Below are 17,182 nucleotides of genomic sequence, written 5' to 3'. Positions count from 1 at the left end.
TCGGATTGACCTCACTCATATATGGGTGATTTTCCTACTATTCACTATTCACTATTCACTATTCACTATTCACTATTCACTATTCACTATTCACTATTCACTATTCCCACAATTTCGCCAGCAATTCCGGCGTCGGCCAACCATCGACCGGCAACCCGAGCCGCGTCTGCTCCTTGCGGACCGCTTCGCGCGTGTTGGTGCCCAGGATGCCGTCGACGGTGCCCACGTCATATCCCTTGGCCTCGAGCTTGGTCTGCAGCGCCTTCATCTGGTCGCCGCTCAGACCTTGCTCGGGCATACGCGGGTCGAATTGCGGTGCGCCGGCAAGGCGCGTGGCAAGCACGGCCGCGGTCAGCGCGTAGGTGAAGGACTGGTTCCATTCCAGGTAGACGTCGAAATTGTCGTAGGCCAGGAAGGCAGGCCCCTTGCGGCCCATCGGCAGCGCCAGGCCGGCTTTCAGTCCGTTGTCGACGAGCGGCGTGCCGTTCGGGTTGGTCACGCCCCATTGCGCCCATTGCGACAGCGGCAGCTTGTTGGTGCGGCCAGTCTGATCCCAGGGCATGTCGTCGGGGACGCGCACTTCCTGGATCCAGGGCTGGTCGCGCTTCCAGCCGCGCGACATGACCTTGTTGGCGGTCGTCATGATGACGTCCGGCACGCTGCCCCTGAGATCGACCTTGCCGTCGCCATCGCCATCGACGCCCTCGGCCAGATAGTCGGTCGGCAGGATCTGCGTCTGGCCGATCTCGCCGGCCCAGGCGCCCTTGACGTCAGCCGGCAGCACGCCGCGGTCGATAAGCGTCAGCAGCGGCACCAATTGCTGCCGGAAAAGCTGCGGGCGGCGGCAGTCATGCGAGAGCGTCACCAGCGCATTCAGCGTATGGAAGTCGCCCTGTACGGCGCCGAAGTCGGTCTCCAGCCCCCAGAAGGCGGCGATGATGGCCGGCTGGACGCCGAACTCCTTGTCGGCGCGGTCGAAGACCTCGGCATATTTCTTCAGATTGGCCGCGCCCTGCTTCAGGCGGTAGGCCGAAATCATGCGGTTGGAGAATTCGGTGAAAGTCTGGGTGAAGACGCCCTGGGCGCGGTCGCGCGCCAGCGCCCGCTCGTCGATGGTGGCGTCCTCCAGCGCGTCGAGGCCGACGGCGCCGACGCCGGCGGCCTTGGCTTCGGCCGCCACGCCCTGCTTCCAGGTCTCGAAATCGCCGCCGCATTCCTGCGCCGCCGCGGGCAGTGCAAGCGCGCCGACAAAGAGCGCCGCCAGGATTTCAACGCGCAATCGCATCGCTTTCCTCTCGAGACCGGCGCATGGCCCCATCGTGACCCCGGACGGGATCGGACAGGCGCATGCGAGGATTTCAAAGCCCAGGAGCCGCGCCAGGCACTCGCGTGAATACGCCGCTCCGGATTACCAGCGGTTGCATGTTTCGCCGCCCGCCGTGTCGAAAAGCAGGCGGGGCGGCCGATGTCAACGGGTGTTCTGCCGCAGCCACTTCTTCCAGGCGGCTTCCGAGCCGTTGAAGACGTTGATGTCGGATTTGCCGGTCATGCCGGGTACGATGCCGGTGCCGGTGTACTGCCAGAAGGTGAAGGGGTGGCTGCCGTATTTCTCGCGCGGATGGCCTGCGACCGAGCGCAGCCAGTAGGGATAGCCGCGGAATGTCGCCAGTTGGTTGTCGTCGAAGAAGTCGAGCGAGGTGTAGATGATCGGCTTCTTGCCGTAATGGCGCTCGACCATTTGCAGGAAGACGGTCATTTCGCTGCGCACAGTGGCCGGATCGGGGCGCAGCCTGCAGGTCGGCGATTTCGGGTTCCACTCCATGTCGAGCACCGGCGGCATCGCCGACGGGTCCCTTGGGACATTGGCGATGAACCAGCGCGCCTGGGTTTCGGCCGGCGTGCAGAAATAGAAGAAATGATAGGCCGCGCGCGGAACTCCGGCGGCCCTGGTGCGCGACCAGTGTTCGTTGAAATATTCGTCGAAGCGGTCGCCGCCTTCCGTCGCCTTGATGAAGGCGAAGGAGATGCCGCTGGCCCTGGCGATCGGCCAGTCGACCGAGGTCTGGTATTTGGAGACATCCGTGCCGTGGATGGCGTAATTCCACGGCGCGCCGCTGTCCCATTCATGCGGCTTTGAATCCTCGAATTTGGGCGCGCGCACGGCCACCGTCTGCGTAGACGGCGACAATGGCGAAAGATCGTCCACCGTGGAGCAAGCGCCCAGCAGCGTAAGCATCAGGATGGCCGCAAGACGGCGCATGGCATTTCCCAAGCCGGGTTCAGCCGGCCGCTGATGGGTCCTTCACTGGTGGTGGTCGCTTGCGCAAGCCCCTTCCGGATTGTCGCCCCACGAGACTATCCGGCTCGTCCGTTGATCGCCGAACATGGTTGATAATCCATTGACGGCGCTCGACAACACCGATGATTTTGCGGAAGCAATGGCGGCAAATCGATGACATAAATCGAGCCGAAGACTCCAAAGGGCGGAAATGATGCGGGCTGTCGTGAAGTTCATCAAATGGCTGTTTGGCCTTGTGATCCTGGCCGTGGTCGCGCTCGTTGCCTGGCTTTATTTCGCGCCGCCGGAACTCATCCGTGTCGGTTCCGGCTATTCGGCCAAGATCGTGTGCTCGAACGTGTTCATCGCCGGCCGCGACGCCAAGCAGGTGCTGGCTGTCGACGTGCAGGCGCCGGGCCATCCGCTGCTCAAGCTGATGAAGGTCTCCGTCGACAAGGAGAGGGGGCTGGTTTCGGCCGGCCTGTTCTGGGTTCTGGGCAAGAGCGTCGCGGTCGAGCGCGACGGCGTCGGCTGCGCGTCGCTTCCCGATGGTGACACCGGCAAGGCAAGGCAGACGTCGCTGCGCGCCGCGGCCTCCACGCCGGCGCAGCCGGACGCGCTTTGGCCCGATGGCGAGCGCGTGGACGCTTCCCAGAATCCGGACGTGGCGAAGATCGTCGACGATGCCGCCATGGCAGGCACGGGTATGCGAGCGATCGTTGTGGTGAAAAACGGGCGTGTCGTCGCCGAGCGTTATGGCGAGGGCTTTTCGGCCAAGACGCCGCTGCTCGGTTGGTCGATGACCAAGACGGTGAATGCCGCGATCGTCGGCACGCTGGTCAAGGACGGCAAGATGGCTGTCGACAAGAACGGCCTGTTCGCGCCGTGGAAGGCCGATGGGCGAGCCGCCATCAGCCTTGCCGACATGATGGCGATGTCGAGCGGGCTCGAATTCAACGAGGATTATGGCGACGTCGCCGACGTGACGCGCATGCTCTATCTCGAGCCGGACATGGCAGGCTTCGCCGAGACCAAGCCGCTGAGCGGCGAGGTCGGCAAGGTGTTTTCCTATTCGAGCGGCACCGCGGTGATGCTGTCGCGCCTGTGGCAGGACGCGGTCGGCGACAAGGCCAAGGCGCTGGCCTGGCCGCGCACGGCGCTATTCGAGCCGCTCGGCATGCACAGCGCGGTGCTCGAGACCGACGAGCAGGGGACTTTCGTGGGCTCGTCCTATCTTTACGCGACGGCGCATGACTGGGCGCGATTCGGCCAGTTCCTGCTGCAAGGGGGCGTCTGGAACGGAAACCAGATCCTGCCCCCCGGTTTCGTCGACTGGATGCGCGAGCCCGCGCCGGCTTCAAAGGTATACGGCAAAGGCCAGGTCTGGATCGAAGGCCCGGGCGATGAGGAAAATCCCGGCGCAGGCGTCGCTGCAGGCCTGCCCAAGGACACCTATTGGATGGAGGGCCATGACGGCCAGACGGTGACCATCATTCCGTCGGAGCAGTTGGTGGTGGTGCGGCTTGGATTGACGCCGGGCAAGTTCGGTTATCGTCCACAAGCGATGGTTGGGGCGCTCGCAAAAGCGCTCCATTAGAGGCGTGGCGGTCAATCGCCGGCCTCTATGCGGCGGTCGGCAAAGGTTTGGCGCGATCCACGCGCGCCCGCTCGTCAGGCGAGTTCATGACTTGCCAAAGATCGCTGCGGCGCTGGACGTTCAGCCAGAAATCCGGGCTGTTGCCGAACACCCGCGCCAAAATGAGCGCGGTCGCTGCGGTAATGCTGCGGCGATCGTTGCACAATTCGTTCACATGCTTGCGCGGGACTCCCATCGCCTCGGCCAAAGCGGCCTGCGTCAGACCGAGCGGCTGCATGAATTCTTCCGTGAGGATTTCCCCAACCGTTGCGGGCTTGCGTGCGGTCATCAACATGTCTCACCTCACTTATAGCTGTGGTCGTCCAAGTAGATGTCCGACGCCTCACCCCGGCCGCCATCCCAGCGGAAAACCAACCGCCATTGCTTGTTGACCCGTATGGAATGAAAGCCTTCGAGATTGCCGCGCAGCTTTTCGAAGTGGTTGCTGGGCGGCACTCGCAAATCCTGGTCGGTAGCAGCGTCGTCGATCATCTGGAGCTTGCGAAACAAGCGGCTTTCGAGATCGGACGGAATGTTGCGGGAGTGGGTATCATCCACGAAGAAGGCTCGCAGCCATCCATCTCTAAATCCAACGATCATCACATGTTTCCAAGCAGGGTCAGTGTACCACTCCTTGGGTCATGGGTGCAATTGTTCAGTTAATTGCGTTAGATACAGCCACAGGCGCCTCAAATTGCGAAATTCAGTGGGCGATCTTGATCACCGCCAGCCAGACATAGCCGCGATAAAGCGTTCTGAAACGGAAGGTTGCGCCGGTGCGCTCGGATTCCGATTCAAGCACGTCGCGCAGCGAGGCGCGCGGCGTGACATGGAATTTCCGCAGCCAGCCGCGCAGCAACGCCCTGAACCAGCGTGGCAGGCCTTCCTGCTGGCCGAAATCGACGACATGGAGCGAGCCGCCGGGCGCAAGCGCGGCGAGGGCAGCCGATACGGTCTTCTCCCAGCCGGGGATCATCGACAGCGAATAGGAGACGAAGACCCGGTCGAAATGCTCGATGCCGAAAAGAGCCTTGGCGTCGAAATCGGTGGCGTCGCCGCGTGCGAGGTTGACCTTGTCCGTGAGACCTTCGCGAGCGACGGTCGCGTTCGCCGTCTCCAGCATCTCGGTCGAGATATCCAAACCGAAGAAGCGGGCGTCCGGGTAGCGGCGGGCGGCGAGCACGATGTTGCGGCCGGTGCCGCAGCCGAGCTCCAGCACGGTGCCGCCTTGCGGCACGTCCAGCCCGTCGATCAGCCGGTCGCGGCCGAGCAGGTAGTATTTGCGGGTCAGGTCGTAGATGTGGCGCTGCCAGCGGTAGACGCCGTCCATCAGTTCGGCATGGCTGGCAGGCAGCTCCGTCGTGCTCATGCGGCGCGCTTCACGTAGAGGTGGAAGCCGCCATAGATCGCCGAGCGGTCCTTTGCGGAGAATTCGCGCGAGGCATCGCTCTCGTAGGTCCACTGGTCGAGCAGCGAACTGGAGACGCGGCCGGGCAGCAGGCTGGGCTCGGCCGCGGTGCGGAAGATGACGCGGGCGCCGGCCGAAGCCGTGCGGGTGATCTCGGTCCACAGTGCGTTGAGCAGGTCGTCGGTCATCCAGTCCTGCGCGTCGAGCAGCACGAAGCGGTCGACGCTGCCGGCGTCCTTGGCACCCAGGAACTTGATCAGGTTGGCGTGGTGGATGGCGACGCGGTCGATGTTGTCGCGGATCGTCTTGTAGTTGCTCTGTTCCAGATAGGCGGGCAGCGCCGCCTCGCCCGGTTGCGGATAGCGTCGGGCAAAGGCCTGCCAGGCAAAATAGTTGTTCTTGAGCGGGAAGTCGCAGGCGAGCTTTTCCAGGCGCGCCTTGAGCACGCTCGCCATCGAACCGTCGCCGGAGGTGATCAGCGAATCGTACTGGGCCGGCGGGATGCCGAGGCCGAACAGCGAGGCTTTCCGCGACGTCGCCCAGCGCAACAGCTTCTTGTCGAAAACGGGCGCCAGCTCCTCGTTGAAGAAACGGCGCTGCTCGCCGATGTTCTCGGCCTTCATGATGCCGGCCGGGTCGACACCGAACAGCTTTCCGACGCGATGGCCCATGGCGATGAAGAGGCCGAGCAGGCCGGTCTGGTAGAAGTTGCGGTCGAAGACCGAGATGCGGCGGCGACCGCGCCAGCTGCGGCGCTCCCAGTAGTGGCGGCTGACCGCATCGAGATGCGGCGCGATGAAGCGATCATAGGCGTCGGAATTGTGGCTGGTGCCGGCGGCGCCGAAGAAGCGGAAGAGATCGCCCTGCGACGGCAGGTGGCGCACCGCTTCCAGCTTCATGCGGTTCAGCGCGATGTGCGCGGCATTGAGATCGACGGCATCGATCCTGGCCGGCGAGCGGGTCAGGTAGGCCAGAATGTTGCAGCCGCCCGAGGCGATTGTGACGATGCGGTGGCCCGCGCCGAGCTGCATGGCCTCCATGTCGACATCCGGGTCTTCCCAGATCTGCGGATAGACGAGGCCGGAGAACAGAAAGGCGAACAACCGCTCGGAAATGCCGTCCTTCGACAATGCCCGGTTCTGGTAGACAGCCTTTCCGACTTCCTTGCCTCGACGATAAACGAGTTCTCCGGAAACATCCGACATGGCAAGGTGATTCCCCATTTGCGTTGGCGCAAGCGGGTAGCGCAGCGGCATGACAGGCAGGTGACAGCCTGTTGACGGCAAGCTGACGTTGATTTCACGCTTTTTGTAGCGCGCAAAATCGCTTGGCACCTCCGTGCAACTTCACTTGGCACCAATTTTTTTGAAAAAGGGGCCGAAATCAGCCGAGATCGGCCCCATTAGCGGCCTGCCGGCGCATCTCCGCCGTGCTGTCCTTGGTGACTGTCGCGCCGGCATCGATCCGCAGGTTTTGCCTGCTGTGGCCGCCGGCGTCGTCGCGATCGTTTGCCAAGAGCCTGGTTGGATGTCAGGGTCACCGCGACGGCATGGAAAGATCTGTCAAGATGAACTCCACGATCAAGGGGGCGTTGATAATCGCTGCGGCGATAGTGATTGCCACCGCTATGTTCATCTATTTCGGTCCGTATCAGTCGTGCGTCCGTGAGCTAAGGCCGGGAAACGCTTACGCTGCGTCCACGTGCGCCAATTTGATCCGATAGTCCTTCATATTAGCGATAGCTTGCATTTCACCAAAAGCGGGATCATGCTTGGAAAGCGGGCGGAGGAGGACCACCAGGAGTGATGGTGGTTGGAAAGGGGTAGGTCACATGGACGCCGTTTGTTACATGCCCAGCGCATTCTGTTTCTTGTCGGTCCTGGTCAACATCGCGATGGCGATTATCGTCATGGCGCCGTTCGCCGCGATGCGGCTGTTCGTGTTGAGGATGCGCGAGCACTCGGTCGGGCAGCTTCAGCCGGCGTAGACCGGTAGGTGACCGATGCGACCAATTCTTTTGATCGTCGCTGCAATCGCGGTGTTCTTCATCTGGGACGGCCTTGCCAACGACGGCCGACAATGGAAACACCTGAAGCGCAACATTGAGCAGGCAGAAAACTTCCATGGCCTCGTCCGGGTCTCTTGGAACTAGCTCCGCGGGAACGCCTCTGTCGGCACGGTGATCGAGCCGTCGGTATCATACCGACAGACACACTTGGTGATGCGGATTTCGCGCAAAAGTTCCGTTCGGAGTTCGGCTCCTTTGTTGCCGAGGCTATTAGGATCGTTGTATCCTTTTATTTCAATGGCTTACGTCATCTTTGTGGGCTGGTTTTCCGAACTCCGAAGGCATTTCGGAGAACTCTTGCGTCGCGCCAGAATTCCCAGGCCGTTCTGGTAGCTCTTTGGGTGGTTTTGGTCCTCTTCCGCGCCGATTTTCTCTTTTTTCAACAGGGCTTAGCCGCACTCGGCCATTTTTTCTCCCATTGGCCCTTCGCCGCCGCTGGCTTCTGCTTTAAATCGATTTGGTGCCAAATGAAGTTGCGCAACGGTCACCTTTTGTTACCACGCTTTCCGCTCCCGGCAGCTCACGGCAAAGCTTTGTCTTTTCATAGCCTTGCGCGGCTAGTCCCACCTAATACCACCTGATCCCGGAAAACCCCCGCCGCTGCCATCCGATCTTGCGCGTTACACATTCTGCGGCTTTGCGCGGCTGATCCCGGCGTTTCTCACCTTTCCCGGCCATCGCCGGCTAATGCCATCCGATCTTGCGCGTTACATTTCCGAGTGCTCCCGGCGTCGGCGTGGTGACGATGACGGCCTCGCCGGCATCGAGCGTGGTTTGGTCGCAGGCCTTCAAGATGTCGACCGATCCGTCATTGCGCCTGACCTTGGTCGAGCCCGCCTCGCCATCGCCGCCGCCGTCGAGGCCCTGGGGCGGCCGGTTGCGGTGCGAGGACAGGATCGCGCATTCCATCTTTTCGAGGAAGCGGATGGTGCGCCTGGTGCCGTCGCCGGCGTTCCACTTGCCCTTGCCGCCGGAGCCCTCGCGGATGTGGAAGTCCTCCAATACGACGGGGAAGCGCAGTTCCAGCACCTCGGGGTCGGTGAGGCGCGAATTGGTCATGTGGGTATGGACACCGGACGTGCCGGCAAAGCCGCGTCCCGAATTCATCCGGCCGGCCGGCGAGCCGGAGCAGATCGTCTCGTAATACTGATATTTCTTGTTGCCGAAGGTGAGGTTGTTCATCGTGCCTTGCGCGTTGGCAATCGCACCCATCGCGCCGAACAGCGCATTGGTGACGTGCTGCGAGGTCTCGACATTGCCGGCGACAACGGCGGCCGGGTAGGCGGGCTTCAGCATCGAGCCTTCGGGGATGACGATGTTGATCGGCCTCAGGCACCCGGCATTCATCGGGATCATGTCCTCGACCATGACGCGGAAGGCGTAGAGCACGGCGGCGCGGGCGACCGGCTCCGGCGCGTTGAAGTTGTTCTTCATCACCGGCGACGTGCCGGTGAAATCAACGGTCGCCTCGCGTTTTTGCCGGTCGACGGTGATCTTCACCCTGATCACCTGGCCGGTGTCGGTGGGGTATTCATATGCCGCGCTGTCGGGGAGCCGCTCGATCACGCGGCGCACGCTCTCGGCGGCATTGTCCTGGACATGGCCCATATAGGCCTCGACGACGTCGAGCCCGAAATGCGCGACCATCTTGCGCAGCTCCGCCACGCCTTTTTCGTTGGCGGCGATCTGTGCCTTCAGGTCGGCGATGTTCTGGGCCGGATTGCGCGCGGGGTAGGGGTGGTCGGTCAGCAGCGTCTCCAGCTCCGTCTCGCGGAAGCGGCCGCGGTCGACGATACGGAAATTGTCGAACAGCACGCCTTCCTCATCGACCGTAGTCGCAAGCGGCGTCATCGAGCCGGGCGCGGTGCCGCCGACATCGGCGTGATGGCCGCGCGAGGCCGCCCAGAATAGGATCTCCTTGCGCGCATCGTCGAAGACAGGCGTCACCACGGTGATGTCGGGCAAATGCGTTCCGCCATTATAGGGCGCGTTGAGGGCGAAGACGTCGCCGGGATGGATGTCGCCCGAATTCAGGCGGATGACGGTTTCGACCGAGCGGTCCATGGAGCCCAGATGCACCGGCATGTGCGGCGCATTGGCGACCAGTGCGCCATGGCGGTCGAACACGGCGCAGGAAAAATCGAGCCGTTCCTTGATGTTGACGGAATAGGCGGTGTTCTGCAGCGTCACGCCCATCTGCTCGGCGATCGACATGAAGAGGTTGTTGAAGACCTCAAGCATCACCGGATCGGCCTCGGTTCCGAGTGCGGCCTGCCGTCGTTTCTTGCTCGTTCGGCGCAGGAGAATATGGTCCTTTGCGGTGATCTCGGCCTGCCAGCCCGGTTCGACAACAACGGTCTGGTTGGGTTCGATGATCAGGGCTGGGCCGGCAACCTTGCTGCCCTGCCTAAGGGCTTCGCGACGAAAGACGCCGGCCTCGCGCCATTCGCCTTCGGCGAATATTTTCCGCTTCTCGGAAGGAACAACGGCAAGATCCTGCAACTCCGCTTCGGTTTCCGCGCGGCCCGCGCCGCCGGCATCGCTGCCCTCCACCCCTACAGCCTCGATAATCATCGGCTTGTTTTCATAGACGAACCCGAACTGCGCCTTGTGCGCGGCCTCGAAATCGTCCTTCGCCCGCAGGATCGAGCCGTGCTCGAAATTCACCGGCAGAGCCGTGTCGGTGCCATCGTAGCGGATCTGGAGGATCGGCCTGGCGGTAATCCCGCTCTCGGCGATGCCCTGAGACACAAGTTCGGCGACCACAACCCCGCGCAGGGCGGCTATGAGATTTTCGATCGCCGGCCTGGATGCGTCCGCGAGCGGCTCCAGCAGCGCCTGCTGGCGCGAGGCGAAGACCGACGAGAGGCCGATGCCATAAGCGGAAAGCAGCCCCGAGAAGGGGTGGATGAGCACGGCTTCCATGCCGAGCGCATCGGCAACCAGGCAAGCATGCTGACCGCCGGCGCCGCCGAAGCAGTTGAGGAGATACTCGGTGACGTCGTAGCCGCGTTGCACCGAGATCTTCTTGATGGCGTTGGCCATGTTCTCGACGGCGATGGTGACGAAACCTTCGGCCACCGCCTCAGGCGTCCGGCCGTCGCCGATTTCGGCGGCAAGTGCGGCGAATTTTTCGCCAACCGTGCCGACATCGAGCGGCTGGTCCTGGCCCGCGCCAAAGATCGCCGGGAAGAAATCGGGCTGCAATTTGCCGAGCATGACGTTGGCGTCGGTGACGGCAAGCGGACCGCCGCGCCGGTAGGCGGCGGGGCCGGGATTGGCGCCGGCGGAATCCGGGCCGACGCGGAAGCGGCCCGCTTCATAGTGCAGGATCGAGCCGCCTCCGGCGGCGACCGTGTGGATGCGCATCATCGGCGCGCGGATGCGCACGCCGGCGACCTCGGTGTCGAAGGCGCGTTCGTATTCGCCGTCATAATGTGCGACGTCGGTCGAGGTGCCGCCCATGTCGAAGCCGATGACCTTTTCGAAGCCGGCGAGCTTCGCCGTCTCGACCATGCCGACGACCCCGCCGGCCGGGCCGGACAGCAGCGCGTCCTTGCCCTGGAACAGGTCGGCGGCGGTAAGACCGCCCGACGACATCATGAACATCAGGCGCGGTCCGGCGCCAAGTTCGCCGGCCACCCGTTGCACATAGCGCGACAGGATCGGCGACAGATAGGCGTCGACCACGGTGGTGTCGCCGCGGCCGACCAGCTTGATGAGCGGCGAGACCTCATGAGAGACCGAGATCTGGCTGAAGCCGATCTTGCGGCAAACCTTGGCCACGGCCTTTTCGTGGTCGGGATATTTCCAGGCATGCATGAAGACGATGGCGACCGCGTCGATGCCGTCCGCCTTGGCCTGTTCGATCGCCGGGCGGCAGGCCGCGATGTCGAGCAGGCGCTCGACGCAGCCGTCGGCGCGCACGCGCTCGTCGATCTCGATGACGCGCTCGTAAAGCTGCTCCGGCAGGATGATCTCCTTGGCGAAGATGTCCGGCCGCGCCTGGTAAGCGATGCGCAAGGCGTCGCGAAAACCCTTGCTGATGAGCAGCAGGACGCGGTCGCCCTTGCGCTCGAGCAGCGCATTGGTGGCAACGGTCGTGCCCATTTTGACGTCGCCGATCGCGTCTGCGGAAATGGCGGCGCCGGTTTTCAACCCCAACAGGTCGCGGATGCCCTGGATGGCGGCGTCCGCATAGGCCTCGGGATTTTCGGACAGGAGTTTTCGGGGATGCAGCCGGCCTTGCGGGTCACGGCCGATGACGTCGGTGAAGGTGCCACCGCGGTCGATCCAGAAGTCCCATTTCCCAGTCCCCGTGGCTGCCGGCATTTTGCTTATCCATCATGTCTTCGAGCGTATGTTCTGTTAGTTCGGGATTTCGGCGCCAGCAATCGCAAGTTGATGTTACACATGGAAATGCAACGTTACGAAACCGGCGGGCCTGCTGACGCATTTCCCTTGCGACCGCTCACCGAAATGTGAGCGTCTGTTGAAGGAGAGATATCATGAAGAAGCTCATTCTGGCGTCTGTTTCGGCGCTCGCCCTGCTGGGGGTCGCGGCTTGCAGCGACAGTGGCACCGGCACCGACAATACCACCACGCAAAGCACCAATCCGCCGGCCAACGAGCAGCCCATGAAGCCGGCTTCGCCCGACGCTTCGAAGCCCGCTGAACCGGCTCCGGCAACAAATCCGGCTCCTGCCGCGCCTGCGCAGTAAGAGCCTGACAGACAATATCGAGGAAGGCCGGCCTTGCCGGCCTTCCCTTTTCGCCCTCGATCCCGCGCAGCGGATCGCCTGCGGCATCGTCCAGGCTTGATAGAACCGCCCGGTTCGCACTATGAAGCCGGCATGTCGATTTGGGACCGTCTTGGCGACTTCATCGCTCGTGTTTCGTCGTCGGCGTCCTCGGGCGTCGCGGATGTCGTGGAAGCCGTGCGCACCGTGTTTTCGGGCGATCCGGACCTGCGCCGGCGCGTGGCCTTCTCCGTGGCCATGATCGCGCTCTCGGCCAAGATGGCCAAGGCCGACGGCATCGTCACGCAGGATGAGGTGCGCGCCTTCCAGGAAATCTTCGAAGTGCCGCCGAGCGAGACACGCAACGTGGCGCGGCTTTACAACATCGCCAAGCAGGACGTCGCCGGCTTCGAGATCTATGCCCAGCGCATGGCGCAGCTCTGCGGGTCCGGCCATGCCAACTGCATGATGCTGGAAGATATCCTCGACGGCCTGTTCCATATCGCCAAGGCGGATGGCCTCATTCATGAGCATGAGGGCCAGTTCCTGCATCGCATCGCCGAGATCTTCCGGATCGACGAGGCGCATTACGAAGCGATCTTGTCGCGGCACGTCGATCTCGGCGCCGCCGACCCCTATGTCATTCTGGGCATCGAGCGCGGCAAGCCGTTCGAGGAGATCAGGAAACGCTACCGCAAGCTCATCTCGGACAATCATCCCGACAGGCTGATCGCACGCGGCTTGCCGCAGGAATTCATCAAGATCGCCACGACCAGGGTCGCGGCGATCAACGCCGCCTATGAGATGATCGAGCGGGGCCTCAGACACGTATGAGCGGGTTCCTGCCCGACCAGCCAGGCGCCGAGGTCCGGGTGTCGCCGAATTTCGGTCCGCGCCGCGAGACGCTTCGACCCGACATGATCGTGCTGCATTATACCGGCATGGCAAGCGGCGCCGGCGCCGAGGCGTGGCTATGCGACCCGGCGAGCGAAGTGTCCTCGCATTATCTCGTTCATGAGGACGGCCGCATCGTCCAGATGGTACGCGAGAGCGACCGGGCGTGGCATGCCGGCAAGAGTTCCTGGCTCGGGCGTACCGACATCAACTCCTGTTCGGTCGGCATCGAGATCGTCAACCCCGGGCATTCGCTGGGCTACAAGGCTTTTCCGAAGCGACAGATCGATGCCGTGGTCGAGTTGTGCGCGGGCATCGTGAGCCGTTATTCGATCCCCGCGGCAAGGGTGCTCGCGCATTCGGACGTGTCCCCGGGCCGCAAGGTCGACCCTGGCGAAAAATTTCCGTGGAAGGCGCTGTTCGTGGCGGGCGTCGGCCACCTCGTGCCGGCGGCGCCGATAAAGCCCGGCGCCGCGCTCAAGGCCGGTGATACCGGCGCCGATGTCGAGGCGCTGCAGTCGATGCTGGCGCTCTATGGCTATGGCGTCGAGATGTCGGGTATCTACGACAAGCGGACGGAAATCGTGGTAGCGGCCTTCCAGCGACATTTCCGGCGGCGGCTGGTGGATGGTGCAGCGGACAATTCGACGCTCCGCACGCTGGAAAGGCTCGTCGCTTCCGTAAAGGCAGCCCCCGCCAAGGGGTCGCGATAAGTTCCTTAAATTACAATCTGTCATTTAAAGTGAATTGCGTCGCCTTCATTGCCGCCAATTCCGCCTTCAAATGCCTCTCCCGCAAGTCGTCGGGCATCTATCCCCCCGGATGTTCCGATGTTGAATTGGCACAGCTGCGCGAAATTCTTCGCGCGGTTCTAACAGAACAGGACTACATGCAAAAATTGACCGTTGTAGCGGCAGCTGTTGCTGCCGGAGTGATAAGTTTTGCCTTCAATCCGGCAAGCAGCGCCCCTTTAAGCCTTCGGGCGGATAATGGCCTTGCCGCTGCCCCCATAACGAGCAAGGCTGTACCGGGCAGCAAAACGCCAAAGATCAAGAGAGCCCCGGCAAAGGTGCAGAAAGCCGCCGCGACTAGGGCGGGGAAATCGACGGCTAAGCGTGCCAAACGCGGCAGAAAGGCGATCGATCTCACCACGACCGCTTCTATCAACACCGGCAAGATCGCCCTGGCGGCGCCCGCCGCGGCCGGCGGCGGCCAATATTCGGCGATCGTTGCCCGCTATGCCGCAAGCTACGGCGTGCCGGTGTCGCTGGCCAAAGCCGTCATCAAGATCGAAAGCAACTACAGGCCGAGCATGGTCGGAAGCGCCGGCGAGATCGGCCTCATGCAGATCAAGCCGGCCACGGCGCGCATGATGGGTTATACCGGTTCGACCAAGGGACTGTTCGACCCCGACACCAACATCAAATTCGGCATGAAGTATCTTGCGATGGCGCAGGGTCTCGGCGGCGGCACCACCTGCGGCACAATCCTGAAATACAATGCCGGTCACGGCGCAAGGCGGATGAATCCGGTTTCGGCCGCCTATTGCAGCAAGGTGAAGGTGCAGATGGCGGCGCTGGGTTCGCCGGCTTAAGCCGGCCTGCCGAAGTGGATTTGGGCAACGCGTATCGGCTTCATGCACGTCGTTGTCCCAACCGCCGCGCATCCGGGCGCTTTTTCGTTTGCGTTTTCGGGCGGGAATCCCTTTATACGCGCTTGCCAGCTGGCCGGGCGGCCGCACCCGCGAGAACCGAAAGGTTGCGGGTGAGGAAAGTCCGGGCTCCATGGAGACACGGTGCCGGCTAACGGCCGGCGGGGGCGACCCCAGGGAAAGTGCCACAGAAAGCAAACCGCCACGGCATTGGCCGGGGCAAGGGTGAAAGGGTGGGGTAAGAGCCCACCGCGCGACTGGCAACAGAAGCGGCAGGGCAAACCCCACCGGGAGCAAAACCGAATAGGGGCGGTGCGAGGGGAAACCTTCGAGGGCTGTTTCCGGCCCACCGTCCGGGTAGGTTGCGTGAGGCGCATGGCAACATGCGCCCAAGATGAATGGCCGCCACGTTCTCGCCGCAAGGCGAGGGCCATACAGAACCCGGCTTACAGGCCAGCTGGCATTTTTCAAATCGCGGTAGCGGCACGAAATCAGAAGGTTACGCCGGAAGGCGTGCCTTTTGATTCAAGGTGAGGCGCAATCGCCCTGAACGCGATGACCTGTTCCTTGAAGCTAGTGCGATTAAATCGTACCATAAAGGGAGAGCAGGAGCGCATCATGGGCCAGGTCGATAAACGCAGCATCACACTTTCGCCGGAGCTGGCAGCCGCGGTCGACGATGTGGTCGCGGCTGGCGAATACGCCTCGGCCAGCGAAGTGATCCGCGATGCGCTCAGGCAATGGAAGGAGCGGCGCGATCTGCTCGGCTACAGCGTCGAAGAGCTGCGGAAACTGGTGCAGGAGGGGATCGACAGCGGGCCGGCCCTCGACGGTCCGTCGGTCATCGAACGAGCGCGTGCCAAATATCGCAAGATGGCTGAAGCGAAAGGCTTCGAAGAGTGAGATATCGGCTGCTTCCTCAAGCGGCGGTCGATCTCGAAGACATCGGCGACTACATCGCCAGCCATAGTCCCAATGCCGCGGTCCGGTTCGTAGACGCCATGGAGAGGAGGTGGAGCTTGCTCGGCCCGCATCCTTTTTCAGGTGCTCCACGCGACGATATCGCGCCCGGTATCCGCCATCTGGTGGTTGGCGAATACCTTACCTTGTACCGGGTCGATCAGGATGCGATCGAGATTGTCCGCGTGTTACACGGTCGACGCAAGATCGAAGCGGATGATGTGAACCCGTGACAGATCTGCTCAGCTTGCAATCTTGTCCAGGGACGCCTCGATCGCCTGCCACAGTTCCTCGACCGGCTCGCAGCCGATCGCCAGGCGAACGAAGCCGGGCGGCACGGCATCGCCGCGTTTCGAGCGCCGCTCCGCCGATGTGTGCACGCCGCCGAAGGACGTTGCCGCTTCGATAAGCCGACAGCCGTCGATGAACGCCTCGGCCTGTTCCTCGGAGGCGAGTTCAAAGGAAATCAGGAAGCCGAAGCGCTCCATCTGGGCGCGCGCCAGGTTGTGCGAGGCATCGCCTTCGAGTCCCGGAAAGCGCAGGCCGCTGACGGCGCGATGGTCCTTCAGGCGGCGCGCGATCGTTTCGGCCGACGAGCACATGCGGTCGAAACGCACTTCCAGCGTTTCGAGGCCGCGATGCACGAGCCAGGCCTCGAACGGGCCGGGGATGCCGCCGGCCGTCTCGCGCCAATCCTTCACCCTGGCGACAATGTCGGGATCGCGGCTGGCGACATGGCCGAAGAGCACGTCGGAATGGCCATTGATCGCCTTGGTGTCGGCAGAGACCACGATGTCGGCGCCAAGATCAAGCGGGCGCTGGCCGAAGGGCGTCATGGTCGTGTTGTCGACGACCAAGGTGCCTCCTTGCGCATGCACGGCCTTGGCGACGGCGGTGATGTCGCAGATGTCCAACCGCGGGTTCGACGGACTTTCGACGAAGACCGCCCGGTAGCCGGCGAAGCCGCCATCGAGCATGCTTGCCGTGGGCCTCACGTCATAGGCGACGCCGAGCGATTTCAGGAAACGCTCGGCCAGCGCGCGCGTCGTGTGATAGCCGTCCGACGGCAAGAGGATGCGGTCGCCCGATTTGACGAGCGCGAAGAAAGCCGCGGAAATCGCGGCCATTCCCGACGGGAAGGCAACGCATTGCGCATCTTCCAGATGGCCAAGCGCATGCTCGACCGCATGCCAGGTCGGGTTGCTGAAGCGGCCGTATTGATCGAAGCCGGTCGCGTCGCCCGGTGCGTGGAAGATCGAAGCCATGGTCAGCGGCAAGGGGATGGGATCGCCCTTGGCGAAATCGGCGCTGCGCAGATGGGCAAGTGTCGCGGCGCGTGACTTCGCAGTGTCGGACATCAGTTGGATCCTTGGTTAGGGCAGAAAACCTCAACCGACGCTATGCGCGCCGGCTGTGCGCATCAAGCCGCGTCTTTTTGGGCCAGAGGGCTCTAAACGCTTCGTTAGGCTTAATAGACGATAAAGACGAGACGTGCCTTCAGCCTGCGCTTTCTGGTTGTAGTGCGCGTGTTTGTGATACCTATTCCCG

Annotated in this window: 17 protein-coding genes and 1 other RNA gene; 9 read left to right on the top strand and 9 right to left on the bottom strand. The window is 62.8% G+C overall.

Annotation, left to right across the window (positions count from 1 at the left end):
* Positions 1-100: 100 nt before the first annotated feature.
* Together FJ418_RS18930 and FJ418_RS18925 are read right to left on the bottom strand one after the other, a co-directional pair.
* Entirely contained in the window at positions 101-1,285 is a 1,185-nt protein-coding gene (locus FJ418_RS18930) for a lytic murein transglycosylase (protein ID WP_140868111.1), read from the bottom strand.
* A 183-nt stretch (positions 1,286-1,468) separates the two neighbouring features.
* Complete coding sequence (locus tag FJ418_RS18925) at positions 1,469-2,260, bottom strand: GH25 family lysozyme (RefSeq protein ID WP_140868108.1); 792 nt, start codon at positions 2,258-2,260, stop codon at positions 1,469-1,471.
* Positions 2,261-2,492: 232 nt separating this feature from the next.
* Here FJ418_RS18925 and FJ418_RS18920 point away from each other — a divergent pair, with 232 nt between their 5' ends.
* Positions 2,493-3,875: a serine hydrolase gene (locus tag FJ418_RS18920; protein WP_140868105.1), complete on the top strand. Its 1,383-nt coding sequence runs from the start codon at positions 2,493-2,495 to the stop codon at positions 3,873-3,875.
* 25 nt (positions 3,876-3,900) lie between these two features.
* On the opposite strand, the gene FJ418_RS18915 is transcribed toward FJ418_RS18920, so the two are convergent.
* From FJ418_RS18915 to FJ418_RS32580, 5 genes are all read right to left on the bottom strand, one after another.
* Complete coding sequence (locus tag FJ418_RS18915) at positions 3,901-4,209, bottom strand: HigA family addiction module antitoxin (RefSeq protein ID WP_140657469.1); 309 nt, start codon at positions 4,207-4,209, stop codon at positions 3,901-3,903.
* An 8-nt stretch (positions 4,210-4,217) separates the two neighbouring features.
* Complete coding sequence (locus FJ418_RS18910) at positions 4,218-4,514, bottom strand: type II toxin-antitoxin system RelE/ParE family toxin (protein WP_140784107.1); 297 nt, start codon at positions 4,512-4,514, stop codon at positions 4,218-4,220.
* Between the two features lie 103 nt (positions 4,515-4,617).
* Positions 4,618-5,283, bottom strand: a complete 666-nt coding sequence (locus FJ418_RS18905; protein ID WP_140868102.1) for a class I SAM-dependent methyltransferase — start codon at positions 5,281-5,283, stop codon at positions 4,618-4,620.
* Positions 5,280-6,578: a DUF3419 family protein gene (locus tag FJ418_RS18900; protein WP_140868099.1), complete on the bottom strand. Its 1,299-nt coding sequence runs from the start codon at positions 6,576-6,578 to the stop codon at positions 5,280-5,282. Before FJ418_RS18900 ends, FJ418_RS18905 begins: the two co-directional genes overlap by 4 nt.
* Before the next feature lie 127 nt (positions 6,579-6,705).
* Positions 6,706-6,837 carry a hypothetical protein gene (locus tag FJ418_RS32580; RefSeq protein WP_281407577.1) on the bottom strand — a complete coding sequence of 44 codons (132 nt, stop codon included), beginning with the start codon at positions 6,835-6,837 and terminating at the stop codon, positions 6,706-6,708.
* A 316-nt stretch (positions 6,838-7,153) separates the two neighbouring features.
* On the opposite strand from FJ418_RS32580, the gene FJ418_RS31970 reads away from it, so the two are divergent.
* On the top strand, positions 7,154-7,309 hold the full coding sequence (locus tag FJ418_RS31970) for a hypothetical protein (protein ID WP_181166991.1): 156 nt from the start codon (positions 7,154-7,156) through the stop codon (positions 7,307-7,309).
* Between the two features lie 765 nt (positions 7,310-8,074).
* Here FJ418_RS31970 and FJ418_RS18895 read toward each other — a convergent pair.
* The gene (locus FJ418_RS18895; RefSeq protein ID WP_140868096.1) at positions 8,075-11,722 is read right to left on the bottom strand and encodes a hydantoinase B/oxoprolinase family protein; all 3,648 of its coding nucleotides are present in this window, start codon (positions 11,720-11,722) and stop codon (positions 8,075-8,077) included.
* 176 nt (positions 11,723-11,898) lie between these two features.
* Here FJ418_RS18895 and FJ418_RS18890 point away from each other — a divergent pair, with 176 nt between their 5' ends.
* From FJ418_RS18890 to FJ418_RS18860, 7 genes are all read left to right on the top strand, one after another.
* The gene (locus FJ418_RS18890) at positions 11,899-12,111 is read left to right on the top strand and encodes a hypothetical protein (RefSeq protein ID WP_027168700.1); all 213 of its coding nucleotides are present in this window, start codon (positions 11,899-11,901) and stop codon (positions 12,109-12,111) included.
* Between the two features lie 132 nt (positions 12,112-12,243).
* The gene (locus FJ418_RS18885; protein ID WP_140644011.1) at positions 12,244-12,963 is read left to right on the top strand and encodes a DnaJ family molecular chaperone; all 720 of its coding nucleotides are present in this window, start codon (positions 12,244-12,246) and stop codon (positions 12,961-12,963) included.
* Positions 12,960-13,736, top strand: coding sequence for an N-acetylmuramoyl-L-alanine amidase (locus tag FJ418_RS18880; protein ID WP_140644013.1), 777 nt, complete (start codon positions 12,960-12,962; stop codon positions 13,734-13,736). The genes FJ418_RS18885 and FJ418_RS18880 overlap by 4 nt, the downstream gene beginning before the upstream one ends.
* Before the next feature lie 176 nt (positions 13,737-13,912).
* Positions 13,913-14,617 (top strand): transglycosylase SLT domain-containing protein, encoded by a 705-nt coding sequence (locus FJ418_RS18875; protein WP_140868196.1) that lies wholly within the window; start codon positions 13,913-13,915, stop codon positions 14,615-14,617.
* 125 nt (positions 14,618-14,742) lie between these two features.
* An RNA gene (gene rnpB, locus FJ418_RS18870) (RNase P RNA component class A) lies at positions 14,743-15,139 on the top strand.
* Between the two features lie 153 nt (positions 15,140-15,292).
* Positions 15,293-15,577, top strand: a complete 285-nt coding sequence (locus FJ418_RS18865) for a type II toxin-antitoxin system ParD family antitoxin (protein WP_140630896.1) — start codon at positions 15,293-15,295, stop codon at positions 15,575-15,577.
* Positions 15,574-15,867, top strand: coding sequence for a type II toxin-antitoxin system RelE/ParE family toxin (locus FJ418_RS18860; RefSeq protein ID WP_140868093.1), 294 nt, complete (start codon positions 15,574-15,576; stop codon positions 15,865-15,867). The genes FJ418_RS18865 and FJ418_RS18860 overlap by 4 nt, the downstream gene beginning before the upstream one ends.
* A gap of 9 nt (positions 15,868-15,876) precedes the next feature.
* On the opposite strand, the gene FJ418_RS18855 is transcribed toward FJ418_RS18860, so the two are convergent.
* Positions 15,877-16,992: a cystathionine gamma-lyase gene (locus FJ418_RS18855; RefSeq protein ID WP_140868089.1), complete on the bottom strand. Its 1,116-nt coding sequence runs from the start codon at positions 16,990-16,992 to the stop codon at positions 15,877-15,879.
* Positions 16,993-17,182: the final 190 nt, after the last annotated feature.

Source organism: Mesorhizobium sp. B2-8-3, from assembly GCF_006440815.1.
GTDB lineage: Bacteria > Pseudomonadota > Alphaproteobacteria > Rhizobiales > Rhizobiaceae > Mesorhizobium.
The sequence above is the reverse complement of the archived record's forward strand: the minus strand, read 5'-3'. Positions and strand labels throughout refer to the sequence as shown.

What these genes read in the sequence shown, in the direction of transcription:
- FJ418_RS18930 (WP_140868111.1), bottom strand. Translation starts at nt 1,285, where the DNA reads ATGCGATTGCGCGTTGAAATCCTGGCGGCGCTCTTTGTCGGCGCGCTT.
- FJ418_RS18925 (WP_140868108.1), bottom strand. Translation starts at nt 2,260, where the DNA reads ATGCGCCGTCTTGCGGCCATCCTGATGCTTACGCTGCTGGGCGCTTGC.
- FJ418_RS18920 (WP_140868105.1), top strand. Translation starts at nt 2,493, where the DNA reads ATGCGGGCTGTCGTGAAGTTCATCAAATGGCTGTTTGGCCTTGTGATC.
- FJ418_RS18915 (WP_140657469.1), bottom strand. Translation starts at nt 4,209, where the DNA reads ATGTTGATGACCGCACGCAAGCCCGCAACGGTTGGGGAAATCCTCACG.
- FJ418_RS18910 (WP_140784107.1), bottom strand. Translation starts at nt 4,514, where the DNA reads ATGATCGTTGGATTTAGAGATGGATGGCTGCGAGCCTTCTTCGTGGAT.
- FJ418_RS18905 (WP_140868102.1), bottom strand. Translation starts at nt 5,283, where the DNA reads ATGAGCACGACGGAGCTGCCTGCCAGCCATGCCGAACTGATGGACGGC.
- FJ418_RS18900 (WP_140868099.1), bottom strand. Translation starts at nt 6,578, where the DNA reads ATGCCGCTGCGCTACCCGCTTGCGCCAACGCAAATGGGGAATCACCTT.
- FJ418_RS31970 (WP_181166991.1), top strand. Translation starts at nt 7,154, where the DNA reads ATGGACGCCGTTTGTTACATGCCCAGCGCATTCTGTTTCTTGTCGGTC.
- FJ418_RS18895 (WP_140868096.1), bottom strand. Translation starts at nt 11,722, where the DNA reads ATGCCGGCAGCCACGGGGACTGGGAAATGGGACTTCTGGATCGACCGC.
- FJ418_RS18890 (WP_027168700.1), top strand. Translation starts at nt 11,899, where the DNA reads ATGAAGAAGCTCATTCTGGCGTCTGTTTCGGCGCTCGCCCTGCTGGGG.
- FJ418_RS18885 (WP_140644011.1), top strand. Translation starts at nt 12,244, where the DNA reads ATGTCGATTTGGGACCGTCTTGGCGACTTCATCGCTCGTGTTTCGTCG.
- FJ418_RS18880 (WP_140644013.1), top strand. Translation starts at nt 12,960, where the DNA reads ATGAGCGGGTTCCTGCCCGACCAGCCAGGCGCCGAGGTCCGGGTGTCG.
- FJ418_RS18875 (WP_140868196.1), top strand. Translation starts at nt 13,913, where the DNA reads ATGCAAAAATTGACCGTTGTAGCGGCAGCTGTTGCTGCCGGAGTGATA.
- FJ418_RS18865 (WP_140630896.1), top strand. Translation starts at nt 15,293, where the DNA reads ATGGGCCAGGTCGATAAACGCAGCATCACACTTTCGCCGGAGCTGGCA.
- FJ418_RS18855 (WP_140868089.1), bottom strand. Translation starts at nt 16,992, where the DNA reads ATGTCCGACACTGCGAAGTCACGCGCCGCGACACTTGCCCATCTGCGC.